General features: G+C 65.1%; 25 protein-coding genes. 11 read left to right on the top strand and 14 right to left on the bottom strand.

The features are described from left to right. Nucleotides 1-224, bottom strand: a 224-nt coding sequence (locus tag CWO91_RS12295; RefSeq protein ID WP_130213684.1) for an aldehyde dehydrogenase family protein, incomplete at its 3' end; no start/stop codon positions are given. On the opposite strand from CWO91_RS12295, the gene CWO91_RS12300 reads away from it, so the two are divergent. Further along, on the top strand, nucleotides 217-405 hold the full coding sequence (locus CWO91_RS12300; protein ID WP_130213685.1) for a hypothetical protein: 189 nt from the start codon (nucleotides 217-219) through the stop codon (nucleotides 403-405). The two genes, CWO91_RS12295 and CWO91_RS12300, sit on opposite strands and share 8 nt — an antisense overlap. Before the next feature lie 104 nt (nucleotides 406-509). On the opposite strand, the gene CWO91_RS12305 is transcribed toward CWO91_RS12300, so the two are convergent. The 6 genes from CWO91_RS12305 to eno form a co-directional block, all read right to left on the bottom strand. After that, nucleotides 510-1,469 carry a GAF domain-containing protein gene (locus tag CWO91_RS12305; RefSeq protein WP_165405386.1) on the bottom strand — a complete coding sequence of 320 codons (960 nt, stop codon included), beginning with the start codon at nucleotides 1,467-1,469 and terminating at the stop codon, nucleotides 510-512. 213 nt (nucleotides 1,470-1,682) lie between these two features. Continuing rightward, nucleotides 1,683-2,000 (bottom strand): FtsB family cell division protein, encoded by a 318-nt coding sequence (locus CWO91_RS12310; RefSeq protein ID WP_008567889.1) that lies wholly within the window; start codon nucleotides 1,998-2,000, stop codon nucleotides 1,683-1,685. Between the two features lie 213 nt (nucleotides 2,001-2,213). Continuing rightward, nucleotides 2,214-2,765 carry an NADPH-dependent FMN reductase gene (locus CWO91_RS12320; RefSeq protein WP_130213688.1) on the bottom strand — a complete coding sequence of 184 codons (552 nt, stop codon included), beginning with the start codon at nucleotides 2,763-2,765 and terminating at the stop codon, nucleotides 2,214-2,216. Between the two features lie 216 nt (nucleotides 2,766-2,981). Continuing rightward, nucleotides 2,982-3,980, bottom strand: coding sequence for an MBL fold metallo-hydrolase (locus tag CWO91_RS12325; protein ID WP_130213689.1), 999 nt, complete (start codon nucleotides 3,978-3,980; stop codon nucleotides 2,982-2,984). Nucleotides 3,981-4,100: 120 nt separating this feature from the next. Then, nucleotides 4,101-5,234, bottom strand: a complete 1,134-nt coding sequence (locus tag CWO91_RS12330) for a zinc-binding dehydrogenase (RefSeq protein WP_130213690.1) — start codon at nucleotides 5,232-5,234, stop codon at nucleotides 4,101-4,103. 43 nt (nucleotides 5,235-5,277) lie between these two features. Continuing rightward, nucleotides 5,278-6,561: a phosphopyruvate hydratase gene (eno, locus tag CWO91_RS12335; RefSeq protein WP_130213691.1), complete on the bottom strand. Its 1,284-nt coding sequence runs from the start codon at nucleotides 6,559-6,561 to the stop codon at nucleotides 5,278-5,280. A gap of 172 nt (nucleotides 6,562-6,733) precedes the next feature. Here eno and CWO91_RS12340 point away from each other — a divergent pair, with 172 nt between their 5' ends. Continuing rightward, the gene (locus CWO91_RS12340) at nucleotides 6,734-7,711 is read left to right on the top strand and encodes a Vgb family protein (protein WP_130213692.1); all 978 of its coding nucleotides are present in this window, start codon (nucleotides 6,734-6,736) and stop codon (nucleotides 7,709-7,711) included. 50 nt (nucleotides 7,712-7,761) lie between these two features. Further along, a complete protein-coding gene (queF, locus tag CWO91_RS12345; protein ID WP_165405387.1) occupies nucleotides 7,762-8,214 on the top strand; it encodes a preQ(1) synthase in 453 nt (150 codons plus the stop codon). 40 nt (nucleotides 8,215-8,254) lie between these two features. Here queF and CWO91_RS12350 read toward each other — a convergent pair whose 3' ends face one another. The 3 genes from CWO91_RS12350 to CWO91_RS12360 form a co-directional block, all read right to left on the bottom strand. Further along, nucleotides 8,255-9,463 (bottom strand): MFS transporter, encoded by a 1,209-nt coding sequence (locus CWO91_RS12350; protein WP_130213694.1) that lies wholly within the window; start codon nucleotides 9,461-9,463, stop codon nucleotides 8,255-8,257. Further along, nucleotides 9,463-10,326: a 3-deoxy-8-phosphooctulonate synthase gene (gene kdsA / locus CWO91_RS12355; RefSeq protein WP_130213695.1), complete on the bottom strand. Its 864-nt coding sequence runs from the start codon at nucleotides 10,324-10,326 to the stop codon at nucleotides 9,463-9,465. Before kdsA ends, CWO91_RS12350 begins: the two co-directional genes overlap by 1 nt. 118 nt (nucleotides 10,327-10,444) lie before the next feature. Next, on the bottom strand, nucleotides 10,445-10,771 hold the full coding sequence (locus CWO91_RS12360; RefSeq protein WP_130213696.1) for an NIPSNAP family protein: 327 nt from the start codon (nucleotides 10,769-10,771) through the stop codon (nucleotides 10,445-10,447). A gap of 197 nt (nucleotides 10,772-10,968) precedes the next feature. Between CWO91_RS12360 and CWO91_RS12365 the strand changes: the two genes are divergently transcribed. The 3 genes from CWO91_RS12365 (at nucleotide 10,969) to CWO91_RS12375 (ending at nucleotide 13,777) form a co-directional block, all read left to right on the top strand. Continuing rightward, complete coding sequence (locus tag CWO91_RS12365; RefSeq protein ID WP_130213697.1) at nucleotides 10,969-11,643, top strand: response regulator transcription factor; 675 nt, start codon at nucleotides 10,969-10,971, stop codon at nucleotides 11,641-11,643. Beyond that, on the top strand, nucleotides 11,640-13,016 hold the full coding sequence (locus CWO91_RS12370) for a sensor histidine kinase (protein WP_130213698.1): 1,377 nt from the start codon (nucleotides 11,640-11,642) through the stop codon (nucleotides 13,014-13,016). The genes CWO91_RS12365 and CWO91_RS12370 overlap by 4 nt, the downstream gene beginning before the upstream one ends. Before the next feature lie 101 nt (nucleotides 13,017-13,117). After that, nucleotides 13,118-13,777 carry a class I SAM-dependent methyltransferase gene (locus tag CWO91_RS12375; RefSeq protein ID WP_165405388.1) on the top strand — a complete coding sequence of 220 codons (660 nt, stop codon included), beginning with the start codon at nucleotides 13,118-13,120 and terminating at the stop codon, nucleotides 13,775-13,777. Here CWO91_RS12375 and CWO91_RS12380 read toward each other — a convergent pair. The 3 genes from CWO91_RS12380 to tpiA form a co-directional block, all read right to left on the bottom strand. After that, complete coding sequence (locus tag CWO91_RS12380) at nucleotides 13,744-15,375, bottom strand: CTP synthase (RefSeq protein WP_130213700.1); 1,632 nt, start codon at nucleotides 15,373-15,375, stop codon at nucleotides 13,744-13,746. The two genes, CWO91_RS12375 and CWO91_RS12380, sit on opposite strands and share 34 nt — an antisense overlap. 166 nt (nucleotides 15,376-15,541) lie before the next feature. Further along, nucleotides 15,542-15,925: a preprotein translocase subunit SecG gene (secG, locus tag CWO91_RS12385; RefSeq protein WP_130213701.1), complete on the bottom strand. Its 384-nt coding sequence runs from the start codon at nucleotides 15,923-15,925 to the stop codon at nucleotides 15,542-15,544. A 157-nt stretch (nucleotides 15,926-16,082) separates the two neighbouring features. Further along, a complete protein-coding gene (tpiA, locus tag CWO91_RS12390; protein ID WP_130213702.1) occupies nucleotides 16,083-16,838 on the bottom strand; it encodes a triose-phosphate isomerase in 756 nt (251 codons plus the stop codon). A gap of 222 nt (nucleotides 16,839-17,060) precedes the next feature. On the opposite strand from tpiA, the gene CWO91_RS12395 reads away from it, so the two are divergent. The 5 genes from CWO91_RS12395 (at nucleotide 17,061) to CWO91_RS12415 (ending at nucleotide 24,240) form a co-directional block, all read left to right on the top strand. Next, complete coding sequence (locus CWO91_RS12395; protein ID WP_130213703.1) at nucleotides 17,061-18,959, top strand: SurA N-terminal domain-containing protein; 1,899 nt, start codon at nucleotides 17,061-17,063, stop codon at nucleotides 18,957-18,959. A 14-nt stretch (nucleotides 18,960-18,973) separates the two neighbouring features. Next, nucleotides 18,974-19,987 carry an anthranilate phosphoribosyltransferase gene (gene trpD / locus CWO91_RS12400; RefSeq protein ID WP_130213704.1) on the top strand — a complete coding sequence of 338 codons (1,014 nt, stop codon included), beginning with the start codon at nucleotides 18,974-18,976 and terminating at the stop codon, nucleotides 19,985-19,987. A 7-nt stretch (nucleotides 19,988-19,994) separates the two neighbouring features. Next, nucleotides 19,995-20,816, top strand: a complete 822-nt coding sequence (gene trpC, locus CWO91_RS12405; RefSeq protein ID WP_130213705.1) for an indole-3-glycerol phosphate synthase TrpC — start codon at nucleotides 19,995-19,997, stop codon at nucleotides 20,814-20,816. Nucleotide 20,817: 1 nt separating this feature from the next. After that, the gene (gene moaC, locus CWO91_RS12410; protein WP_130213706.1) at nucleotides 20,818-21,342 is read left to right on the top strand and encodes a cyclic pyranopterin monophosphate synthase MoaC; all 525 of its coding nucleotides are present in this window, start codon (nucleotides 20,818-20,820) and stop codon (nucleotides 21,340-21,342) included. Between the two features lie 177 nt (nucleotides 21,343-21,519). Next, nucleotides 21,520-24,240 (top strand): bifunctional diguanylate cyclase/phosphodiesterase, encoded by a 2,721-nt coding sequence (locus CWO91_RS12415; protein WP_130213707.1) that lies wholly within the window; start codon nucleotides 21,520-21,522, stop codon nucleotides 24,238-24,240. A gap of 216 nt (nucleotides 24,241-24,456) precedes the next feature. Here the strand turns inward: CWO91_RS12415 and CWO91_RS12425 are convergent, their stop codons facing one another. Next, nucleotides 24,457-25,794, bottom strand: coding sequence for a S41 family peptidase (locus tag CWO91_RS12425; protein WP_130213708.1), 1,338 nt, complete (start codon nucleotides 25,792-25,794; stop codon nucleotides 24,457-24,459). Nucleotides 25,795-25,828: the final 34 nt, after the last annotated feature.

Raw genomic sequence — 25,828 nt, forward strand, 5'->3', positions numbered from 1 at the left:
CTGGTGCGCCCCCACGCGGCCTTCGCCGCATGCGCCGCGTCGAGGGCCGCCTCGACATCCTGCGCGTCGGAGCGCGCGATCTCGCAGACGACCTGGCCGGTCACCGGCGAGGCATTGTCGAAATACTTGCCCGAGATCGGCGCGACGAATTTGCCGCCGATGAAATTGTCATAGCGTTCGGCGAAGGGAACTTTGGTGACGCTGAGGAATTCCACCTTGTTCATTGATCACTCCCGATGTTTGCTGTTCGCGCAATTCGTCGCGTGGTCGCGACTTGCGCCGACGATGATGCGGGAGGTGTTTTCTGTCAGCCCGGGCGCGAGCGATGATGGCGCCGACCTGTCGCAGTTCTGCGACAGTGGTGCTTGCCCGCTTCCTCAAAGCAAAGGGCAGAAGGAGCGTTAGCGGCTTCCGCATCGTCATTGCGAGCGCAGCGAAGCAATCCAGAGTCCCTCCGCGGAAAGATTCTGGATTGCTTCGCTGCGCTCGCAATGACGGAGACAGAAAGCTCAGTGGTTCAGCTCGAACCGCTTCAGCTTCCGATGCAGCGTGGCGCGGCTGACGCCGAGCGCCTTGGCGGCCGCCGAAACGTTGCCACCCGCGCGGAGCAGCGCCCGCTGCAACACCGCGCGCTGACCGCCGGCAAGGTGGTCGTGTGCGGTGTCGCCGCCGAGGAGATCGGCGGCGGGCACCGGCTGCAACGCCCGGCCGAGGGCGATCCCGAGTCCGATCCGGGCAGAACGGGTTGCGCCGATCACGAGATCGTCCGCATCGACGGCAAGGAGGCCGCCGCAACTACCATCCGGGCCCTGCGTCAGCACGATGCGGGCATGGGTAAAGGCCCTGCGAAACAGGTCGGCCTCGATGCGCTTGGCCGCCTCGCCCGCCGCCAGCGCGATCAGACTGGAGAACGCGTCGGTGCGGTCGGCGCGGCAGGAGGAGACGTCAAGCACGCCCGCGAGCGCCGCCTCATGGTCGTAGATCGGAACGGCGGTGCAGCTCAAAAGCGTGTTGCGGGCGAAGAAGTGCTGGTCGCGATCGATCGTCAGCGGACGCTGCTCGACGAGGCAGGTGCCGATGCCGTTGGTGCCCTGGTGCTCCTCGCTCCAGAGCGCGCCGGTCCACAGGCCCCAGGATTGAAACGTCGCATCGTCCCCCGGCGTGCCACGGCGATCGACCGGAACGCCCTCGCCGTCCGCGAGCAACACGCAACAGCCGCTCGCGCCGACGGCCTGATACAGCCGGTCCATCGCACCTTGCGCGGCCGCCAGCAGCGACGCGATGCGCTCGCGGGCCTGAACCAGCTCAGCTTCGGTGAGCCGCATCGGTGAGTTGCGGCCGGCGGGATCGAGATGATGCAATCGGGACGAACGGCGCCACGAGGCCACGAGCGCGGACCGGGCCGCCTGGCCTGACGCGATGGCGGCCTCGACGCGGGCCGCGTGATGCGGGGGCGTTGACCCATTCATCACTGTTTCCTCCGGAAGGCAGTCTAGGCAGTGCCGGCACGGCCCGGTTGATCATGCGTCAATCTTGGGCGACTGCGAGGCATGAGCCCCCTTGCTGTGGCGCCGTCAAGGCAGCCGACCGCTTTTTGGCCTACGACTTTCGGTACAGCCGAGGGCCGAGCTGGTGGCCACCGGCAGCCGCTTTCGGTGTCGGTTTCGAATGCAGCGAAAACGCTATTTCGCCGGGATCATACGAACGAGATCATGCGGGTTGACATAGTCGAGCTGGTAGCGCGCCCGCTCGTCCAGCATATCAGGATCGATCCTGGACGTGCGTAGCAACGAGACGCGCTGCTCGCTCCTGGCGCGCTCGCGCTTGAGCTGTGCCAGCTCGCTGGTCAGCGCGATGATCTCCTGGTCCAGCTCCTGGCGGGCATTGAGGCCGTATTTGCCGGTGTAGGCGTTGACGCCGAAATAGCCGACGATCGCCGCCGCCATCGCATAGAGGGCAAGGCCGGTCAGGATCGATTTCAGGCGCGCGCGCGAGACCATCTTGGGAAGATGGGACAGGTTGGTTAAGGGAGTGCTAACCGTTCTCTCCCTACGCCCACTCCAGCCACCGATCGCAACGAGGCAAGCTATCTCCCCGCGCCATGGCCGGGCCTGTCCCGGCCATCCACGTTCTATGCCTGGGATGACGAAGAACGTGGATGCCCGGGACAAGCCCGGGCATGACGGAGAGTTGAGCGGCCTTGGCTTCCAGTTTCAGCCGTGATGCTTCGCGACGTGGGCGGCGAAGGCGTCGATATAGGCCTGGAGCACAGGCTTCAGCGACTCCTTGACCAGATTGCCCTCGGCATCAAAGGCGTCGCCAATGGCGTTCAGATAGGTCTCCGGCTGTTGCATGATCGGGCCGGTAATACCAGGCAGGATGGTTTGCAAATGCTTGGCCGCGCTGACCCCGCCGAGCGGGCCCGGCGAATTGGAGATGATGCCGACCGGCTTGCCATTGAAGGAGCTCTTGCCATAGGGCCGCGAGGCGACGTCGATGGCGTTCTTCAGAGCGCCAGGGATGGAGCGGTTGTATTCAGGCGTGACGAAGATGACGCCGTCCGCCTTCTGAAGCTTCTCGCGGAACGCCAGCCAGTCCGCGGGCGGCGCGCCCTCGAGGTCCTGGTTGAAGAACGAGATGCCCGCCGGCGTGATCACCTCGAGCTTGAGCGAGCTAGGTGCGAGCTTGGCGAGCGCATTGGCGATCTTGAGCGAAAAGCCGGCCTTGCGCACGCTGCCGGCGATTACGACGATATTGTAGGCCATGGAATGTCCTTCGAACTTGAGCGGGAGTGCCGGGAGCGCACTTAAGCGATCCGGACCGATGGATGCAAGTGCATGAACCGGCTCGATTTGGAAACGCTGCGTTTCTCGAACGTACCCCTTGGCTTCTCCGGGCGACATCGCGCCCTTTGACTGTTGGCCAAAACATTCGGGCCGCCAAGCGGCGGCCCGATCTCTCGCCCAAACGTCTAAGTCAGGTCAGATTGTCGGATTCCAGGCCGACGGGATCAGGCGATATTTGGCGCCGTCCTTCACGACATGCCCGACCGACGGGAAGGTGAAGTGGAAGCCGATCACGGTCGCTCTCTCGGCCGCCGCCATGTCGTAGAATTTGTGGCGGGTCGCCTGCGCCATCGCCGCATCATTGTCGAACATCACGTGCCAGTCCGGATTGCGCAGGAAGAATTCCGGAATGTTGGTGACATCGGACTGGATCAGCACTTTGGCATCGCCCGATGCGACCGCGAACGAGGTGTGGCCGGGCGTGTGGCCCGGCGTCGCGATCGAGGTGATGCCGGGCGCGACCTCCTTGCCCCACTCGTATTTGGTGACCTTGGATTCGAGGCCGGCAAAGGTCTTCTTCACGTTGGCGAAATAGTTCTTCATCATCGGGTTGGACTCGGCCTTGGCGGTGTTGTCCTCGTTGGTCCAGAACTCCCAGTCCTTGCCCGGCACCATGATCTCTGCATTCGGGAAGGCGAGCGCGCCATCGGCGAGACGGATGCCGTTAGTGTGATCAGGATGCAGATGCGACAGCAGCACGACGTCGATGTTCTTGGGGTCGACGCCAGCGGCCTGGAGATTTTGCAGGGTGCGGCCGACAGCGCCCTTGCTCGGCTCGAGATTGGCGACGCCATTGCCGGTGTCGATCAGCACGAGCTTGGAGCCGGTGTTGATGAGCTGCGGATTGAACGGCACCGTGACCATGCCCTTCGGCATGTAGGCCGCCTCGCCCGCGGCCAACGCTTCATCCTTCGGAATGTTGGCGACGAACTTTTCCGGCATCGGGAAGGTGCGCGCACCATCGTTGATCGAGGTGCACTCGTAGCTGCCGACCTTGTAGCGGTAGAAGCCCGGCGCCTGCGTCCCAGCCGGCGGCACTGAGGCATTGGCGGTGGTCGGTCCAAGCCCGGTAACGGCAGCCGCACTGAGGGCGGCGGCACCTGCGAGCAGGTGACGGCGATTGACGTCGGTCATGCAGAGATCCCCTTCTGAACGCCTTGCGGTTTTTCCGCTTTCAACGGCGGCGGGAATAATCCCCCGCTTCGCTCAGAAGGCAAGTCCCTTCTACCGGTGACGTGCCGTCGCACATCACGATTATTTATTTGGGTTGATGAGGAATTTTTCACCGGTCGCACGTTTGGCGTACACCGCGATATTGGCGAGGTCGAGCGCCTCGGCAAGCGAGACCACCTTGGTGTAGTGGCTGGCGAAGGTGGTCTTGAGCTCGGACGCGATGCGCTGGCGCAGGCGGCCGATCTCGGCCGGACCGATCTTCTGAAGGAACGGCGTGAGCAGCCAGCCACCGACGCCCCAGCTCAGGCCGAACGAGCGGTTCAGCTCGGTCGGCCGCGTGTCGAGGCTGCCGTAGATATAGACCTGCTTGTACACGTTGGAGCCATAGCGGCTGTATTCCTTCGCGGTCTTGTTGGCCGCGATCTCCATGGCGGTCAGGATCTGGCTCGCCAGCTTGCCGCCGCCGATAGCGTCGAAGGCAATCGTAGCGCCGGTCTCGACCAGCGCGTTGGTGAGGTCGTCCATGAAGCTCGCCGCGCTGGAATCCACAACATGCTTGGCGCCGATCTTGTGCAGGATGTCGGCCTGCTCCTTGCTGCGCACGATGTTGACGAGGCCGATGCCGTCCTTGATGCAGATCTTGTTGAGCATCTGGCCGAGATTGGAGGCGGCCGCCGTGTGCACCAGCGCCTTGTGGTTCTCCCGCCGCATCGTCTCGGTCATGCCGAGCGCGGTCAGCGGATTGACGAACCAGGAGGCGCCGTCGGCCGCCGTGGTGCCTGCCGGCAGCTCCATGACGTCGCGGACCTTCAGCACGCGATACTGAGTGTACATCGCGCCGCCGATCATCGACACCGTCTTGCCCATCAGCGCCTTCGCCGCATCCGATGATCCGGTCCGGATCACCGTGCCGGCCCCCTCGTTGCCGACCGGCAATGACTGATCGAACCTGGCCGCCATCATCCGCATCGCGCCCTCAGGCATTTTGGCGGTGATGACCGGCATCTCCTTGGTGCCGGAGGCCTGGGCAGCCGACATATCGGCGGCCCCGATCAGGAGCCCGAGGTCGGAAGGATTGATCGGGGTGGCTTCAACGCGGACCACGACCTCATCGTCGGCCGGCTCCGGTGTCGGGACATTCACGAGGGACAATTCCAGCTCGCCGCTCTTCTTCAGCAGCGAACGCAGTTGCAGTCCGGTGTTGCCGTCGCTCATGTCGATCCTCCCCTGTCCGTCTTTCGCGAGTCGAAGCGCCGGCTTATGCCAGCGCCTTCAGTGCCGCCTTGCCGCCGTAGAGCGCCTGCTTGCCGAGCTGCTGCTCGATGCGCAGGAGCTGGTTGTATTTGGCGGTGCGGTCGGACCGCGCAAGGGAGCCGGTCTTGATCTGACCGCAATTGGTGGCGACCGCGAGGTCGGCGATGGTGGAATCCTCGGTCTCGCCCGAGCGGTGCGACATGACAGAGGTGTAGCCGGCCTTATGCGCCATCTCGACGGCGGCGAGCGTCTCGGTCAGCGTGCCGATCTGGTTGACCTTGATCAGGATCGAGTTGGCTCGGCCCGCTTTGATGCCTTCGGCGAGGCGCTTGACGTTGGTGACGAAGAGATCGTCGCCGACGAGCTGGCACTTCTTGCCGATGAGGTCGGTGAGCTCCTTCCAGCCGTCCATGTCGTCTTCCGACATGCCGTCCTCGATCGTCACGATCGGATAGCGCGCGACGAGGTCCGCAAGGTACTTGGCCTGCTCGGAGATCGAGCGGGACTTGCCCTCGCCTTCATAGACGTACTTGCCGTCCCTAAAGAACTCGGTCGAGGCGCAGTCGAGCCCGAGCACGATGTCGGAGCCCGCCTTGAAGCCGGCCTTGCCGATCGCGTTCATGACGAAGTCGAGCGCCGCGTCCGCCGACGGCAGGTTCGGGGCGAAGCCGCCCTCGTCGCCGACATTGGTGTTGTGGCCGGCCTTCTTCAGCTCGGACTTCAGCGTGTGGAAGACTTCCGCGCCGTAGCGCAGGCCCTCGGCGAAGGATGACGCGCCGACCGGCAGGATCATGAATTCCTGGAAATCGATCGGGTTATCGGCATGCACGCCGCCATTGATGATGTTCATCATCGGCACCGGCAAGAGGCGCGCCGAGGTGCCGCCGACATAACGGTAGAGCGGCATGTCGAGCGAGTTCGCGGCCGCCTTGGCGCAGGCCAGCGACACACCGAGGATGGCGTTGGCGCCCAGCCGGCTCTTGTTCGGCGTGCCGTCGAGATCGATCATGATCTGGTCGATCTGGGCCTGCTGTTCGACGTCGAGGCCGCTCAGGGCCTCGAAGATCTCGCCATTGACGGCGCCGACTGCTTTGGAGACGCCCTTGCCGAGATAGCGGGCCTTGTCGCCGTCACGCAGTTCCACCGCCTCATGGGCACCGGTCGAGGCACCCGACGGCACCGCGGCGCGGCCGAGCGCGCCGTCTTCCAGCACGACATCGACCTCGACGGTGGGATTGCCCCGGCTATCGAGGATTTCGCGGCCAATGATGTCGATGATGGCGGTCATGATGTGCACTTCCGTTCGTTAGGGCTGATCGGTGCCGCGGGTCTTACACGGGCCGCAAGCAAATGTGAACGCTTGGACGAGCCGCTTCGACTGACGCGTGAAGCGCCTCAGATTATGTTTCGACAGCATCTCGTCGCGTCCAACCTCAATCCTAGACAGTCGGGGTAACGCCATGAATCGCCGCCAGTTTCTTGCCTCGAGCGCCGTCCTCCTCGCCGTCCGCCCAAGTTTTGCGCAGGAAGCCCCGTTCCGGACGAAATACTTCCCGATCAGCCCAGGCATCGGCCTGCATGATCTCACGCCCGCTCCTGACGGCACCGTGTGGTTCACGGCGCAAGGCAAGGGCCTGCTTGGCAGACTCGATCCAAAGGATGGCACCTTCAAGACGGTCAGCCTCGGCCAGGGCGCCGCCCCGCACGGTGTGACCATCGGCCCCGACGGCGCGCCATGGATCACCGAGGGCGGCCAGAATGCGATCGCGCGGGTCGATCCCGGCGATCTCAAGGTCACGCTGTTCCGCCTGCCGGAAAAGTTCGCTTCCGCCAATCTAAACACCGGCGTGTTCGATAAGGGAGGCACGTATTGGTTCACCGGGCAGTCCGGCTATTACGGCCGGCTTGTGCCGAAATCCGGCGAGATGACGGTCTTCAAGGCACCAAAAGGCATCGGGCCCTACGGCATCACCGTCACGCCCAAGGGCGACATCTGGTACGCCTCCCTCGCCGGCAGCTACATCGCCAAAGTCGATCTTGCAAACGGCAATGCCCGCGTCGTGCAGCCGCCGACACCGAATGCGGGCTCACGGCGCGTCTGGTCGGATTCAAAGAGCCGGATCTGGGTCAGCGAGTGGAACAGCGGGCATGTCTCGGTGCACGATCCCGCCGACGGCTCGTGGAAGACATGGAAGCTGCCAGGCGAACGCCCCCGCGCCTATGCCGTCTATGTCGACGACAAGGACAGGGTCTGGCTGAGCGATTTCTCCGCCAACGCCATCGTCCGTTTCGATCCCACGACCGAGCGGTTCAACGTCTTCGCCAGCGACAAAGCCAACGCCAATGTGCGACAGCTCGACGGCAGGCCGGGCGAACTGTGGGGTTGCGAGTCCGGCAACGACCGGATCGTCATGATCCAGACGATCGCGGCCGGTTGACGGCCGCGCCATTTGCGTCCATCCCGGCACCGAAACAGGATGTGACGACGATGGCGAAGAAATCCCTCCAGCTCGGCCGCGCGGTCGAGTGGCCGCACACACCGGAAGACGCCCAGCTCGACCGCGTGCCCAATCCGCAAAAGGGCACCGACTACATGGTGCGCTTCACCGTGCCGGAATTCACCTCGCTCTGCCCGGTCACGGGACAGCCGGATTTCGCGCATCTGGCGATCGACTACGCGCCGGGCGCGTGGCTGCTGGAGTCGAAATCGCTGAAACTCTACATCGCGAGCTTCCGCAATCACGGTGCCTTCCACGAGGACTGCACCGTGATGATCGGCAAGCGCATCGCGAGCGAAATCAAGCCGAAATGGCTCCGCATCGGCGGCTACTGGTATCCGCGCGGCGGCATCCCGATCGACGTGTTCTGGCAGACCGGCCGCGTGCCGAAGGGCCTGTGGGTGCCCGAGCAAGGCGTCGCGCCCTATCGCGGGCGGGGTTAGCTCCCTCTTGTCCAGCTTGGCGTGGCCCTGACCGACGTGCTCAGCCCCGCGCGTCTGACGGCGCCCGCAGCTTGAGCAGCTTCGCGCAAACGAAGCCCAGCACCACCATGATCACAGCGCTCGCGAACAGGGTCGGCATCTTGCCGGCATGCTGGAGGCCGAAGCCATAGGCGAGCGGACCGACGGTCTGCCCCATGAAGAAGAAGAACGAATGCAGCGACAGCGCGGTGGCGCGCGCCTCGACCGAGAGCTCGCTGGCGAAGACCTGGAGACAGCCATGGGCGATGTAGAAGCCCCATCCCATCACGATGAGATTCAGGGCCTGCACTTCCCAGCGTGGGCCGAAGGCGACGGCAATGAGCTGTGAGGCAACCAGCGTCATGCCCGCGATCATCATGCCCTTCATGCCGAGCCAAGGCAGCAGGCGCGACACCGTCAGCGTGTAGAACAAGCCGCCGACCGCAAAGCCCGCGATGACGATGCCGGCGATCGAGAGCGAGGTCTGGCCGAGCTCGAACAGGAACGAGGCGATGTAGGGAAACAGGCCGAGCACGCAACAACCCTCGATGAACACGGCCGAGTAGCAGACATAGGCGTTCGGATTGGTGAAGATGGTGCGATAGCCGGCCTTCAGCGCCGACAGGCTCGTCTTCGGCGGATGCTTGACCTTGGCGCCGTGAAAGCCGGCGGCAACCGCGATCGAGGCGGCGATCACGAGTACGCCGAGCACTGCGAGCACGCCGCGCCAGCCGAGGAAATCGCCGATCAGCCCGGAGGCCGAGGCGCCGAGCAGATTGCCGGTCATCGCGCCGGCGAGCGTGCGGCTGATCGCGACCTGGCGTTTCTCCGGCCCAACGAGATCGCTGGTCAGGCTCAGCGCCACCGGAAACACGCCGCCCGAGCCGATGCCGGCGAGAATGCGGGTCGCAAACAAAACCGAGAACGAGGTCGAAAGCGCGCCGAGGATGTTGGCAAGGCCGAGCAGCGCGAGGCAGCCGATCATCAGCCGCGTCTTGCCGAACAGATCGGCGGCAGCGCCGATGATGGGCTGGATGATCGAGAAGGTGAAGGCGAACACCGCGGCAAAGCCCGCGGCGGTCGCGATGCTGACGCCAAAATCCTCGGCGACATGCGGCAGCACCGGGTCGAGCGCGCGGGCCGAGAGCGCTGCGGCGAAGCTTGCGCCTGATATGACGTAGAGCGCTGTCGGCAAGCCGTGATCGTGCGGCCGCGCCTCGCCGTGCTGCATCAGCGCGGGCCGGTTTTGACAGATTCTTTGGCGAGCGCGTCGAACGCCATCAGTCTAGCGATCAGCCCCTCGAATTCGCGCAGCGGCACCATGTTGGGGCCATCGGAGGGCGCGCGATCAGGATCGGGATGGGTCTCGATGAAGACGCCGGCCACGCCAACGGCGACAGCCGCGCGTGCCAGCACCGGCACGAATTCGCGCTCGCCGCCCGACGACGTCCCCTTCCCGCCCGGCTGCTGCACCGAATGGGTGGCGTCGAAGATGACAGGGGCGCCGGTGGTGCGCGCCAGGATCGGCAGCGCGCGCATGTCGGAGACCAGCGTGTTGTAACCGAAGGAGGCGCCTCGCTCGGTGACGAGCACGTTGGGATTGTTCGCGCTCGTGATCTTGGTCACGACATTCGCCATGTCCCAGGGCGCCAGGAACTGGCCCTTCTTGACGTTGACGACCTTGCCGGTCGCGGCCGCAGCGAGAAGGAGATCGGTCTGCCGGCACAGGAAGGCGGGTATCTGCAAGATGTCGACGGCCTGCGCTACCTCGGCGCATTGCGTGGCCTCGTGCACGTCGGTCAGCACGGGCAAACCGAGCGAGGAGCGGATTTCGGCGAAGATCGGCAGCGATTGCGCAAGGCCCAGCCCGCGCGCCGCGGATGCGCTGGTGCGGTTGGCCTTGTCGAACGAGGTCTTGTAGACGAGGCCGATCTTCAGCCGCGCGGCGATCTCCTTCAGCGCGGAGGCGACCTCCAGCGCATGCTGGCGGCTCTCGAGCTGGCACGGCCCGGCAATGACCGAGATCGGCAGGTCATTGCCGAATTTGACCGTGCCGATGGTGACGACCGGCGCCGCTGATGTCGTAGAGCTCAAGGCAAATCCCTCGTTTCGGCGCGACCATAGCCGTGATGAGGGTCGGATCAACCCTCTTCCGCCCGGGCCATCAGAATATCAGGGTTGCGCCAGGGTTCCTCGCCGCGCGAGGGAATCGCTACTTGACCGCCGAAAAGGCGGTCGGCGCCAGGATCTGGCTGACGATGTTGCCGACGATCTGGCCGTCGGCTTCCGACTTCGCCCGCGCCTCGAGCCAGTCCGGATCGGTCATGAACGCGCCCCACTTCTTCTCGCGCTCGGCAAGCGAGTCCCAGGCCAGGAAATAGGTCAGCTCCTGGTTGGATTCACCGATCAGCGTGGTGAAGAACCCGGCCTGCTTGATGCCGTGCTTCTCCCAAATTTTCAGCGTGGCGGTCTCGAACCGCTTGAGCAGTGCCGGCAGGCGGCCGGGCACGCAGCGATACTGGCGCATTTCGTAGATCATTCATGTTCCTCCCTGAACAGGTCCGGCGGTTATAGCGGCTGGTCCCGACGGTGTCGTGAGCCCCGCCCGGTTGCCCCTGTGGCGTTCTGCGCATGGCTTGAGGTCGATCGGGGCCACTCCGCCGCAGCCGGTTCCCGCAATGCTGCCGCAATGATGCGGCCGCTAGAATGGCGCGGTTGAGATTGAGGTGCCGGATCATGCGGATTTTGCTCGTCGAGGACGAGGCCGAAATGGCCGATGCACTGGCGTCGGCGCTGAAGCGCTATGACATGGTGGTGGACCATGCCCCCTCGCTCGCCGAGGCCGAAGAGGCCATTTCTGCCGACGTCCACGCCGCCGTCCTGCTCGATCGCCAGCTTCCCGATGGCGACGGTCTCGCTTTGATCCCGAAACTGAGGGCGCGCGCCGACGGCGTGCCGATCATCGTGTTGACGGCGCGCGGCGAGCTCGCCGACCGGGTCGCCGGGCTCGACCGAGGGGCGGATGACTATCTGGCAAAACCGTTCGCGGTGGAGGAATTGCTGGCGCGTCTGCGTGCCGTGCTGCGCCGGCCCGGCCGGCTGCAGCCCGACATCATGCGCGCCGGCCGCCTTGCCTTCGACTTCGGCCATCGCGAGGCAAGCGTCGGCGGGGCTCCGCTCGAGCTGCCGCGGCGCGAGCTCCTGGTGCTGGAAGCCCTGGTACGCCGCATGGGCCGGACGGTGCTGCGCTCGGCGCTGGAAGAAGCCGTCTACAGTTTCGACGACGAGATCCAGTCGAATGCGCTCGATACGCACGTGTCGCGGCTCCGCCGCAAACTGGCCGAAGCCGATGCGCGCGTGGAGATCCACGGCATCAGCGGCGTCGGCTATCTCCTGAAGAAGCTGCCGTGAGCCGGCACGACGACCCATACTGCCTGCGCTCGCGGCTGAGCTGGCGGCTGCTTTCGCTGCAGGCCGCCCTGCTCGTCGCTCTCGTCGTCATCGTCGTCGGCGCGCTCTGCGCGTCGGGCTTCGTGCTGACCCAGCGGGACGAGGACCGCGTGATCGACATCGTGCAGCATGCGCTCGCGCGCGACGCTCAGGGTGGCCTCGCACTGCGACCGACCGACGAGCTGAAACAGTTGCGCGCAGAAACCCCGGACCTCTGGTTGCTGGTTCGCGACAGGCAGGGGCATTCGCTCAGCGAAGGCTCCGTCCCGGCCGAATTCGCCGCCATCGGCGGCGCCCTCGACCAGATCAGCCAGGCGCGGCTCGGCTGGCAGCTTTTCGAGGACGATCCGCGCAAGCCGCCGGCACGGCTGAAGCGCATCGACACCGGGGCCGGCAATGTGCAGGTCATCACGGCGACGCAGGGAAAATTGACCAGTGCCAAGGCGGTGTTCACGACGTCGCTCGTGTTGCTCGGCATCGCACTTCCCGGCCTGCTGTTGATGGGGACCGCGACCTTCATCGCGACACCGATTATCTTGCGGCGCGCGTTCAGGGGACTGGATACGACCGCGGACCAGGCGCGGCGGATCGATATTCACCAGCACGGCGCGCGATTATCGGCGGATTACATTCCGCTGGAGGTCGTGCCGCTCGTGACCGCGGTCAACGACGCGCTGGCGCGGCTCGACGAAGGCTATGCCCGGCACAAGCGCTTCGTCGCCGATGCCGCGCACGAGCTGCGCACACCGATCGCGATCCTGAACACGCGTCTGGAGTCACTTCCGCCGGGACCCGACAAGACCCGCCTGCTCGAGGATGCCGCGCGGCTCGCCACGCTCGCCGAGCAATTGCTCGACATCCAGCGACTCGACCGCTGCGGACATCCTTTCGCGCGGGTCGACCTCGTCGCAATCGCCCAGAGCGTCGCCGCCGAGCTTGCCCCGCTTGCCATCGCCGCGGGCTACGAGCTGGCGCTCGACGCACCGGAAACACCGATCGAGACACTCGGCGACACGGCCGCGCTCGAACGCGCGCTGACCAACCTCGTGCAGAATGCCATCCAGCACGGCCCGCGCCGCGGCACGATCGGCATCCGCGTCAGCAAGCCCGCATGCATCGAAGTCACCGACGAGGGCGCGGGCATTCCGCCCGATCAACACGAGCTGATCTTCGAGCCGTTCTATCGGCTCACGCCGCTCGATCGCGGTGCCGGCCTCGGCCTCAACATGGTTCGCGAGATCGTGCTGCTGCATCGCGGCCACGTCTCGGTGCTGGATGGAGCGAACGGCGGCGCATGCTTCAAGATCACATTGCCGCCGATCCGCGCCAATTGATCTTGGTCCGCATCGCCTCCGCAATGCTGTCGCAATGCATTCCCGTGAGATTGCGAGCCGCCTCTGATTTGCGAGGCGCGAAGCAAAATACCGGAGTGCGCATGCCCAACGATTTCCTCTCGTTCTTCCTCGCCTGGATGTCGGCCCCGCGTCAGGTCGGAGTGATCGCGCCGTCGAGCGCGGCACTGGCCGATCTCATCACGCGCGAGATCGACGCATCGACTGGCCCGATCCTCGAGCTCGGCCCCGGCACCGGCGCATTCACCTACAAGCTTTTGAAGCGCGGCGTGCGCCAGGAAGACCTCACGCTGGTCGAGTACGGCTCCGACTTCATGAAGCTGCTGCAGATGCGCTTTCCCGGGGCTCGCGTGTTATGGATGGATGCTGCCCGGCTCACCACGCATCGCCTTTATGAAGGCGCGCCGGTCGGCGCCGTGGTCAGCGGATTGCCGCTGCTCAACATGTCAATGCGCAAGGTCGTCTCGATCGTCAGTGGCGCATTCAGCTACATCCGCCCGGGCGGCGCGTTCTATCAGTTCACCTACGGCATGAGCTGCCCGGTGCCGCGCCCGGTGCTCGACCGGCTGGGCCTGCGCGCCAAGCTGGTGGATCGGGCGATGCTGAACGTGCCACCCGCTGCCGTCTACAGGCTGACGCGGCGGCCGCGGATCAAGGTCGTCACGGGATCGCATTCGCCCGAGGCTTCACGGCCGATCAAGCTGGATGATCACACCAGCCGGCTCTGCACCATCGCCGCCTGAATGAACGAGGCGAACAGCGGATGCGGCTCGAACGGGCGCGACTTCAGTTCGGGGTGGAACTGGACGCCGATGAACCAGGGATGATCCTCGTACTCGACGATCTCCGGCAGCACGCCGTCGGGCGACAGCCCAGAGAATTTCAGGCCGTGCTGCTCGAGGCGATCCTTGTAGGCCGTGTTCACCTCGTAGCGGTGGCGGTGACGTTCGGAGATTTCCGTCGCGCCGCCATAGACCTGCGAGACGCGGCTGCCGCGATTGAGCGTTGCCGGATAGGCCCCTAGCCGCATCGTGCCGCCGAGATCGCCGGCCTGCGAGCGCTTCTCGAGTTCGTTGCCGCGCAGCCACTCCGTCATCAGGCCGACCAGGGGCTCCTTGGTCGGACCGAATTCGGTGGAGTTGGCGTCCTCGATGCCGACGAGGTTTCGCGCGGCCTCGATCACCGCCATCTGCATGCCGAAGCAGATGCCGAAATACGGCACGTCGCGCTCGCGCGCGAATTGCGCCGCCTTGATCTTTCCCTCCGCGCCGCGCTGGCCGAAGCCGCCGGGCACCAGGATGCCGTTGACATGCTCGAGGAACGGCGCGGGATCTTCCTTCTCGAAGATCTCGCTCTCGATCCAGTCGAGATTGACCTTCACCTTGTTGGCGATGCCGCCATGCGACAGCGCCTCGATCAGCGACTTATACGCATCTTTCATGCCGGTGTACTTGCCGACGATGGCAATGGTGACATTGCCTTCGGGATTGCGGACGCGCTCGTTGATCTCTTGCCAGCTGCGCAGCTCCGGCGGAATCCGCGAGGCGATGCCGAAGGCGGCGAGCACTTCGTCGTCGAGGCCCGCATTGTGATAGGCCTCAGGGACAGCGTAAATGTTGTCGACGTCGCGCGCCTCGATCACGGCGCTTTCGCGCACGTTACAGAACAGCCCCAGCTTGCGCCGCTCCTCCTTCGGGATCGCGCGGTCGGTGCGGCAGAGCAGGATGTCCGGCTGGATGCCGATCGAGCGCAGCTCCTTCACCGAGTGCTGTGTCGGCTTGGTCTTGAGCTCGCCGGCGCTGGGGATATAGGGCAGCAGCGTGAGATGGATGTAGACGGCGTGATCGCGCGGCAGCTCGTTCTTGAGCTGGCGGATCGCCTCGAAGAACGGCAGGCCCTCGATGTCGCCGACGGTGCCGCCGATCTCGACCAGCACGAAATCGTAATCGTCATTGCCGTCGAGGACGAATTCCTTGATGGCGTTGGTGACGTGCGGAACCACCTGGATGGTCGCGCCGAGATAATCGCCGCGGCGCTCCTTGGAGATGATGTCCTGGTAGATGCGCCCCGTGGTGATGTTGTCGGCCTTGGTCGCCGGCCTGCCGGTGAAGCGCTCGTAGTGACCGAGATCGAGATCGGTCTCCGCGCCGTCATCGGTCACGAACACTTCGCCGTGCTGATACGGCGACATCGTTCCGGGATCGAGGTTGAGATAGGGGTCAAGCTTGCGGAGGCGGATCTTGTAGCCCCGGGCTTGCAACAGCGCACCGAGTGCCGCCGAAGCCAGACCCTTGCCGAGCGAAGAAACCACGCCGCCGGTGATGAATATGTACCGCGCCATGGGACTTAACCTCTAATCCCTCGAATTCGATTCGCCAAAGCGATTCGTATTCCGCCCCAAAGATTTTGCGGGCCTGTGGGTGATCCAGAACTGAAAGTGGTGACAGTGCCTTGATGGGGACTTTTGATGCAGGACGGTAGAAGCCGCCCTGCATGGCCCCCCTGCTTTATTGCGAGCGCGGCACCTGCGGGCCGGCGGGCGCCTGGTTCTGCTGCTGCTCGTCGGCCTTCTTCAGCGAATCCAGGATTCCGCCCGAGGTCGGCGGCGCGATCGGCGACCCGCCGGCCGGCTGGGTCTGCGACGGCTGGCCGATGATCGACGACGGCTTGCGGTCGTAGCCGGCATACCAGGACAGGAACAGGCTGGTGAGGAAGAAGCCAACGGCCAAAATAGCAGTGGTCCGCGTCAAAAGGTTCGCCGTGCCGCGGCTCGACATGAAGCCCGCGCCTCCGCCCATGCCGAGGCCGCCGCCTTCCGACTTCTGGAGCAGGACGGCGCCGATCATGACGGCGACGATCATGAGGTGGATGACGATGACAACGGTCTGCATAGTATCCTTCCGTCACAAGCGGGCGGCGCCTGACGGCGGCCGATCGCGCTTCGCGGGTTTTCCTGAAGTTGCGCGGTGTTACACGATCGGAGGGGGTATTGCCACCCCCGATCGGGTCCCGACCAACGGTTTGAATGAGTTAGGGACAGCCCTCTAGCTAGGGACAGCCCTTGGCGATCGCAAGGAAATCGGCCGCCTTCAGGCTGGCGCCGCCGACCAGCGCGCCGTTGACGTTCTTCACGGCCATCAGCTCGGCCGCATTCGAGGGCTTGACCGAGCCGCCGTAAAGGATCCGCATCTTGGCACCGTCGGCTTTGAACCGGGAACTCAGGAATTCGCGGATAAAGCCATGAATCTGCTCGACATCCTTGGCGGTGGGCGTCAGCCCGGTGCCGATCGCCCAGACCGGCTCATAGGCCACGACCAGATTGGCCGCGGTGGAGCCGTCCGGCAGTGAGCCGTCGAGCTGGCCACGCAGGACATCCAGGGTCTGGCCGGCGTCGCGCTGGCCTCGGGTCTCGCCGATACAGACGATCGCCGTCGCCCCGGCGCGCCAGGCTGCCTCGGCCTTCTGCCGGACCAGGGCATCGCCCTCGCCGTGGTCGGCGCGGCGCTCGGAATGGCCGACGATGATGGCGGTTGCGCCCGCATCCACCAGCATTTCGGCGGCGACATCGCCGGTATGGGCCCCTGAGGCCTTGGGATGGCAGTCCTGGGCCCCCACGGCGACCTTCTTGCCCCGCGCCTTGTCGGCGAAGGCGGCGATCAGGGTTGCAGGTGGGCAGACCAGCAGGTCGGCCTTGGCAGCCACGTCCGCCGCGCCGTTGAGCATGGCGTCGAATTCGGCAGCCTGGGCCTTCAGGCCGTTCATCTTCCAGTTGCCGGCGATCAGCGGTCGGATGGCGTCGGTCATGTCAATGTCCAGCAAAATGAGGTTTGTGCATGCGCTAGCAGAGCTGTCGCGGCAGTTCCAGAGACCAGGGGCTTTTAACCGCAGCTTCGAGGCGCCGCATGAGGTGAGGTTGCGGGGGGAAAGCCGCCACTTTATGATGATCTATCAATTTGGTGACGCGCTTTTGCGGAATCTGCATTAAGACGCGCTCCCGTTCCCCTCCTGCCAAACAAGTTGGACCAAATGCTTCGAGGAATGCGCAAGGCCTCATCAAACTGGCTCGGCAAGACCATTATGGCCGTGGTGATGGGCGTGTTGATCGTCAGTTTCGGCATTTGGGGCATCGCCGACATTTTCCGCGGCTTCGGGCAGTCCACGGTGGCCAAGATCGGCAGCACCGAGATTTCGCTCAACGAGTTCCGCCAGATCTACACCGACCGCTTGCAACAGATCAGCCGCCAGTTCGGCCGTCCGCTGACGCCCGATCAGGCGCGTGCCTTCGGCCTCGACCGCCAGGTGCTCCAGCAGACCATCGCCGAAGCCGCCATCGACGAAGAGGCGCGCCGGCTCGGGCTCGGCCAGTCCGACGACCAGATCCGCCAGGTCATCATGAACGACCCCAACTTCAAGGGAGTCGGCGGCAACTTCGATGCGAATCGCTTCCAGGCCGTGATCCGCAATTTCGGCTATACCGAGCAGCGCTACGTCGCCGAGCAGCGCAAAGTGTCGCTGCGCCGGCAGATCACCGGCACGATCGGCGCCGGCCTCGAGCCGCCGAAAACCATGCTCGACGCGTTGACGCGCTTCCAGAGCGAGCAGCGCGCCATCGAGTTCGTCAGGCTCGACGCCGCGCAGGCAGGCACCATCGATGCGCCCTCGCCCGAGACGCTCGCCGCCTATTTCGAGGATCACAAGGTCCAGTTCCGCGCGCCCGAATACCGCAAGATCGCCTTCGTCGTGGTCTCGCCGGAGGAGATCGGCAAGTGGACCGAGGTGTCGGACGACGACGCCAAGAAGGTGTTCGACCAGCGCAAGGACCGGCTCGGCACGCCGGAGAAGCGCCAGATCCAGCAGATCGTGTTTCCGAACGTGGCCGAGGCGCAGACCGCACGCGAGCGCCTCGTCGGTGGGATGTCGTTCGAGGACCTCGGCAAGGAGCGCGGCCTGAGCGTCTCCGACGTCGATCTCGGGCTCGTGACCAAGTCTTCGCTCGATCCCGCCGTTGGCGATGCCGCCTTCGCGCTTCCTGCAGGCGAGATCAGCCAGCCGATCCAGGGCGGTCTTGGCGTCGCGATCGTCAAGGTCGACAAGGTCGAGCCGGGCAAAGAGGCGGACTACGCCAGCGTTGCGGGCGACATCAAGCGCGAGATCGCGACCGAGCGCGCGCGCGTCAAGGTCGCCGATCTCCGCGACAAGATGGAGGACGAGCGCGGCGGCGGCTCCAGCGTGATCGACGCGGCGCAGAAGCTCGGGCTCACGGCCGTGACCATCGACGCCGTCGACCGTTCCGGCCGCGCTCCGAACGGCCAGCCGGTCGCCAACATTCCGCAGGGCCTCGACGTGGTGTCGCAGGCCTTCAACACCGACGTCGGCGTCGACAACGACTCGATCTCGTTCAAGGGCGGCTATGTCTGGTACGACGTCATCGCCATCACGCCCTCGCGCGACCGCAATCTCGACGAGGTCCGCGACCAAGTCGAGGCGCGCTGGCGCCAGGACCAGGTCGCGGCCAAGCTGAAGGCCAAGGCGACCGAGATGGTGCAGAAGCTCGAATCCGGCGGCAAGCTCGCCGATGAAGCTGCTGCAATCGGCGCCAAGGTCGAGACCGCGACCGGCTTCAAGCGCGACGATTCGCCCGCCGGCGTACCCGCAACCGTCGTATCGGCGGCCTTCCGCACCGCCAAGGACGGCGTCGGACAGACGCCCGTAAGCGGCGGCAGCGAAGTGATCGTCTTTCGCGTCACCGACATCGTCGAACCTACGGTGGACGCCGCTTCCGACGCGGTGAAGAAGCTGAAGGACAGCCTCGATCGCGCGCAGACCGAGGAGCAGGTCGCTTCCTACGTCAACAAGCTTGAAACCGACATCGGGACCACCATTAATCAGGCCGCCTTCGCGCAGGTGACCGGCGCGAATCAGTGAGTTGAAAGCACGCGATGGACGACCTGAAATCGATCATTGGAAAAGTGGCGACCGGCACCAGCCTGTCGCGTGACGAAGCCGCCTCCGCCTTCGATGCCATGATGTCGGGCGAAGCCACGCCCTCGCAGATGGGCGGCCTGTTGATGGCGCTCAGGGTGCGCGGCGAGACCGTGGACGAGATCACCGGCGCCGTTACGGCGATGCGCTCCAAGATGCTGGCCGTGACGGCGCCGCCTGACGCCGTCGACATCGTCGGCACCGGGGGCGACGGCTCCGGCTCGGTCAATGTCTCGACCTGCGCCTCCTTCATCGTCTCGGGCGCCGGCGTGCCGGTGGCCAAGCACGGTAACCGCGCGCTGTCCTCGCGCTCGGGCGCCGCCGACGTGCTGGCCTCGCTCGGCGTGAAGATCGACCTCAGGCCCGAGCAGGTCGGACATTGCGTGCGCGAATGCGGCATCGGCTTCATGTTCGCTCCCGCCCACCATCCCGCCATGAAGAACGTCGGCCCGACCCGGGTCGAGCTTGCGACGCGCACGATCTTCAACCTGCTCGGCCCCCTGTCCAATCCGGCCGGCGTCAAGCGGCAGATGGTCGGCGTATTCTCGCGGCAATGGGTGCAGCCGCTGGCGCAGGTGCTCAAGAACCTCGGCTCGGAATCCGCCTGGGTGGTGCACGGCTCCGACGGCCTCGACGAGATCACCCTGACGGGCCCGACCTTCGTCTCCGCCCTCCACAATGGCGAGATCCGGAATTTCGAGGTGACGCCGGAGGAGGCCGGCCTGTCGCGTTGCGAGACTGGCGCACTCAAAGGCGGCGACGCCGAGGCCAACGCGATCGCGCTGCAAAGCGTGCTCGACGGCAAGCCGAGCCCCTACCGCGACGTCGCGCTGATCAACGCTGCCGCCGCGCTTGTCGTGGCCGGACGCGCCAAGGATCTCAAGGAGGGCGTTGCGATCGGCGCGAAGTCGCTCGACAGCGGCGCCGCAAGCGCGCGGCTGAAACATCTGATCGCGGTCTCGAACGGCTGAGCCTGACATGTCGGATATCCTGACCAAGATCGAAGCCTACAAGCGCGAGGAGATTGCTGCGGCCAAGCGCGCGCAGCCGCTTTCGATTGTCGAGGCACAGGCCAAGGCGCAAGCCGCACCGCGCGGCTTCATGCGCGCGATCAAGGCGAAGCACACCAATGGCGACTACGCGCTGATCGCCGAGGTCAAGAAGGCCTCGCCGTCGAAAGGGTTGATCCGCGCGGATTTCGATCCGCCGCTCCTCGCCAAGGCCTATGAGGCCGGCGGCGCCGCCTGTCTCTCGGTGCTGACCGACACGCCGTCGTTCCAGGGTCATCTCGACTTCATGGTGGCGGCGCGCGCGGCAACGTCACTGCCGGTGCTGCGCAAGGATTTCATGTTCGACACCTATCAGGTGGCGGAGGCTCGCGCGCATGGTGCCGATTGCATCCTGATCATCATGGCCGCGCTCGACGATGCGACCGCTGGGGATCTCGAAGATGCCGCCTTCGACTACGGCATGGATGTGCTGATCGAGATCCATGACCACGCCGAGCTCGACCGCGCGCTGAAACTTCGCTCGGCGATGATCGGCGTCAACAACCGCAATTTGCGCACCTTCGAGACCACGCTTGCGACCAGCGAGGCGCTGGCGCCGCTGATCCCTGCGGACCGACTGATGGTCGGCGAGAGCGGCATCTTCACAGCCGCAGACCTTGCACGGCTCGAGCGCGTCGGCATGTCGACCTTCCTGGTCGGCGAGAGCCTGATGCGGCAGGCCGACGTCACCGCTGCGACGCGCACGCTGCTCGCGCGCGAGACGGCGGCGCCCGCGACGGGCACGCGCTGACATGGCGCGCAAGCCTTCCAAGTCCAAGACCAAGTTCAAGTCCGAGAAGGCCGGCCCTGCCCTCACCCATATTGGCGCCTCCGGCGAAGCGCGGATGGTGGACGTGTCGGACAAGCCCGCGACCGAGCGGCTTGCGGTGGCGGAAGGCCGCGTCATCATGACCAAGGCGACGCTCGATCTGATCGCGTCCGGCAACGCCAAGAAAGGCGACGTGCTCGGCACCGCGCGCATCGCCGGCATCATGGCCGCCAAGCGCACCTCCGAGCTGATCCCGCTCTGCCATCCGCTCGCGCTGTCGAAGGTCACGGTCGAGATCGAGCCCGATGCGAAACTGCCGGGCTGCCTCGTCCGCGCCAGCGTGAAGGTCACCGGTCCCACCGGCGTCGAGATGGAGGCGCTCACGGCGGTCTCGGTCGCCTGCCTCACCATCTACGACATGATCAAGGCGGTGGAGCGCGGCGTGCGCATCGAGGGGATCCATCTCGTCGAGAAGCTCGGCGGCAAGTCCGGCCATTATCGCGCCTGAAGCCGGCCCACTTCAGCGGTTTGCCTCTCGCGCCGCGCGCATCGATTGCTTTTGTGCGCGGCCATTCACGTTGCGTTAACCGCGCTTCCTAACTTTGCCTCCACACCGTTCCCGTAAACCAACGGATGTTTTCGGGGCCAAGAATTGATCCTGGCGTGTGCACGGCAATGATCCAGCATGATGACGAGATTCGGCAGTCGCCTCTTTGACCAGGCCTTCGTGCGCAGCGGACCGATCCGCTGGCTGGTGGTGGGCGGCACGCTGCTGATCGCGGCGATCGCCGTCGGCGCGACGCTGATGGCGCAGAATTTCCGTGAACGCGCACTGCGCAACTCCGGCCGCGAGCTCGAAAACACCGTGCTGATGCTCGCCCATCATTTCGACCAGCAATTGCAGGATTTCGCGGTCATCCAGAAGGATTTCGTCGACCACGTCCGCGCAACCGGCATCAATAATGCGGAGGATTATCGCAAGCGTCTCTCGGGGCACGACATCCACCGGATGCTGCGCTCGAAGATCGAGGCGCTGCCCTACATGGGCGGGGTCAACGTCATCGACGCCGAAGGTAATCTGGTCAACTCGTCGACGGCATGGCCGGCCCCGAATGTGAACGTTGCCGATCGCGCCTATTTCCGCACCTTCAAATACGATCCCTATTCGCCTGACGTGCTGATCGAGCCACTGCACAGCCGCATCTCGGGTGCCTGGACCATCCTGATCGTCCGCAAGATCCTTGGACCGAACGGCGAGTTCCTGGGCGTCGTCGGGCGCGGCATCGAGCCCGCCAATTTCGAGAAGTTTTTCGCTTCCGTCGTGCTCGGCGAAGGCGCGGCGATCTCGATGCTGCATCGAGACGGCACGCTGCTCGCCCGCTATCCCCTTTCCAGCGAATTGATGGGGCGGAATTTCAAGTCCGGCCCGTTCTCGCATCAGAGGGTTTTCGGGCTCGATCACTTCGCAGGCCGCTTCGTGAGCCCTATCGATGGCGACGACCGGCTGATCTCCTCGCGCGCCCTGCCCCACTTTCCGATCCTGATCATGGCCACCATGACGCGCGCGGCGGCCCTGGCGGACTGGCGCGAGCAGATCGGCATCCTGATCTCGGTCGCCGCCTCTTCCGCGCTCGCCATCGCCGGCGTGCTGATCGCGATCGTGCGCAAGCTGCTGGAGCAGCACCGCCTCTCGCGGGAACGGCTGACGCTGGAAAAGCAGCGTCTCGACCGCGCTGTCAACAACATGACGCAGGGCCTCCTGCTGTTCGATGCCGAGCGGCGTCTCGTGATCTGCAACCAGCGCTACATCGAGATGTACGGGCTGTCGGCCCAGACCGTGAAGCCCGGTTGCAGCTTCCACGACATCATCGCTCATCGCAAAGCGACGGGCTCCTTCACCGGCAATGTCGATCAATATGTCGCGCGCGTGCTGCGCGACATCCACCTGCGCAACTCCATGGTGGTCGACACCTCCGACGGCCGCTCGATCCAGATCGTCAACGAACCGCTCGCGGACGGCGGCTGGGTCGCGACACATGAGGACATCACCGAGCGCCGGCGGACCGAGGAACGCATCACCCATCTCGCCCATTACGACGCGCTGACCGACCTGCCCAACCGCGCCATGTTCCACGAGCATCTGCGCGAAGAGCTGGGTACCATCGCCGACGGCGAAGAGATCGCGGTGCACTACATCGACATCGACGAGTTCAAGGGCGTCAACGATGCACTGGGTCATCTCGTCGGCGACGAGCTGTTGAAATCGGTCGCACAGAGCCTTCGCCGCTGCGCAGGTCCGATGGACTTCGTGGCGCGGCTCGGCGGCGATGAATTCGCCATCGTACAGAGCGCAGTAACATCGCTGGAGGAGGTCAACGAGCTCGTCGCGCGGGTGTTCGAGACCATTCGCATGCCGTTCGACTGCATGGGCCATCATCTCACCACGGACGCCAGCATAGGCATCGCGCTTGCACCGAGACACGGGACCGCGCTGGACCAGATCCTGAAGAATGCCGATATGGCGATGTATGCGGCCAAAGCCGCCGGCCGCCGCACCTATCGCTTCTTCGAACCGGAGATGGACGCCAAGGTCCGCGAGCGGCGGCAGCTCGAGATCGACCTGCGCCACGCCATCGTCCATGGCGGCCTCGAGGTCTATTACCAGCCCTGCCTCGGCCTGAAGGACGACCGCATTACCGGATGCGAGGCGCTGGTACGCTGGCGCCATCCCGAGCGCGGAATGGTCTCACCGGCCGAATTCATTCCGATCGCCGAAGACACCGGCCTGATCAACGAGATCGGCGAATGGGTGCTGGCGACCGCCTGCAGGGATGCAGCAAACTGGCCCGACGACATTCGCCTCGCCGTCAACGTCTCGCCGGTGCAGTTCAAGAGCGGCACGCTGGCGCTGAAGATCATGGCCGCGCTCGCCGCTTCCAATTTGCCGGCGAGCCGGCTCGAGCTCGAGATCACCGAGGCCGTGCTGATCCGCGACGACGACGCCGCGCTCGCGATCCTGCACCAGCTTCGCGCCATTGGCGTGCGCATCGCGCTGGACGATTTCGGCACCGGCTACTCGTCGCTGAGCTATCTGCACCGCTTCCCCTTCGACAAGATCAAGATCGACCGCTGCTTCGTCGACGACATCGCCGGCCCCGACGGCTCCGCCAGCATCGTCCAGGCCGTCGTCAACCTCGCGGCCGCCCGCCGCATGACCACGACGGCCGAGGGCGTCGAGACCGAAGAGCAGCAGCGCCTGCTCCGCGCGCTTGGCTGTTCCGAGATGCAGGGCTATCTGTTCAGCGCCGCGAAACCCGCCGACAAGATGCTGGAGCTGTTCGCGCTGCATCGCAGCCGTCTCGCCCAGCGCGGTGGCGAGGAAATCCGCCGCCGCGAGGCAGGCTAGCGGGGTCTTCGACAAGCGGGCTGATCCTTTTGGCTTGACGGCTTCATCCCCGCGATGAAGTGCTGGTGGAGCGTGACCGCGCTCGCCGCTGGGCCGAGTGCGACGGCCGCTACGAGGCGACGTTTGCCGCCATGAACCCGAGCTGAGACGGCAGCCCCAAACGAAATCGCCCGGGAGCGGTCATCCGCTCCCGGGCGATTCCAGACGTCGCAAGAATTAGTTCGGCACCGCCGCCTTCGACCCTGGCTTCGAGGCAACCGCATTCGCGGTGACACCGTGCAAGAAGTCGAAAGCCGTATGCAGGGCTTTGTCGTCCTTCTCTTCCGGCGGGACGTAGGATTGTGATCCGGTCTGCTCGGTGCCGTCGGCGGCCTGCAGATGCCCGCGCATCTGGGATTCCGCCATGGTGTCCATCCGGCCCTTCAGCTCGGGCGGCACATCCTGCAGGATCTCGATGTCGGGCGCGATGCCCTGGGCCTGAATCGAGCGGCCCGACGGCGTGTAGTAGCGCGCCGTGGTCAGCGCCAGCGCACCGTTGCCGGCGCCGAGCGGAATGATCGTCTGCACCGAGCCCTTGCCGAACGAGCGCGTTCCGATGATCGTCGCACGCTTGTGGTCATGCAGTGCGCCGGCCACGATCTCGGAAGCCGAAGCCGAGCCGCCATTGACCAGAATCACCAGCGGCTTGCCCTTGGTGAGATCGCCGCCATGCGCCGTGAAGCGCTGGGTCTCTTCCGGATTGCGCCCGCGGGTCGAAACGACCTCGCCGCGCTGAAGGAATGCGCTCGACACCGAGACGGCCTGATCGAGCAGACCGCCTGGATTGTTGCGCAGGTCCATCACGTAGCCTGCGAGCTTCTCCGACGGGACCTGCTTGGAGATCGATGCAATAGCCTTCTTCAGGCCGTCGGCGGTCTGCTCGTTGAACGAGGTGATGCGGATATAGCCGATGTCGCCGTTCTCGACGTGGAAGCGCACCGGGCGCACATGGATGATCTCGCGGGTGATCGCGACGTCGAGCGGCGCGTCGGCCCCCTTGCGCACGATGGTGAGCTTGGTTTTGGTGTCGACCGGGCCCTTCATTTTGTTGACGGCCTGCTCGAGCGTCATGCCCTGCACGGCCTCGCCGTCGATCTTGCTGATGAGGTCACCGGACATGATGCCGGCCTTCGAGGCCGGTGTGTCGTCGATCGGCGAGACGACCTTGACGAGGCCATCCTCCATCGTGACCTCGATGCCGAGCCCGCCAAACTCGCCGGAGGTGGTCTCCTGCATCTCGGTCCAGGCCTTGGCGTTCATGTAGCGCGAATGCGGGTCGAGCGAGGTCACCATGCCCGTGACCGCGCCTTCGATCAGCTTGGCGTTGTCGGGCTTCTCGACATAGTTCGCCTTTACCCGCTCGAACACTGCGCCAAACAAGTTGAGCTGGGAATAGGCATCATCCGCGCTCGCCGCCGCCCGTGCCGCCCACACGCCGCCGTGGGGACTGGCTACCAGAAGGGTCAGACACGCTCCCGTGAGCGCGCCCAGGGGGAACAGCAGGTTTTTCCGCATGGATTGACTGGCCTTTTGCTTAGCGGTTCTCTTG

The organism is Bradyrhizobium genosp. SA-3, from assembly GCF_004212635.1.
Taxonomy (GTDB): domain Bacteria; phylum Pseudomonadota; class Alphaproteobacteria; order Rhizobiales; family Xanthobacteraceae; genus Bradyrhizobium.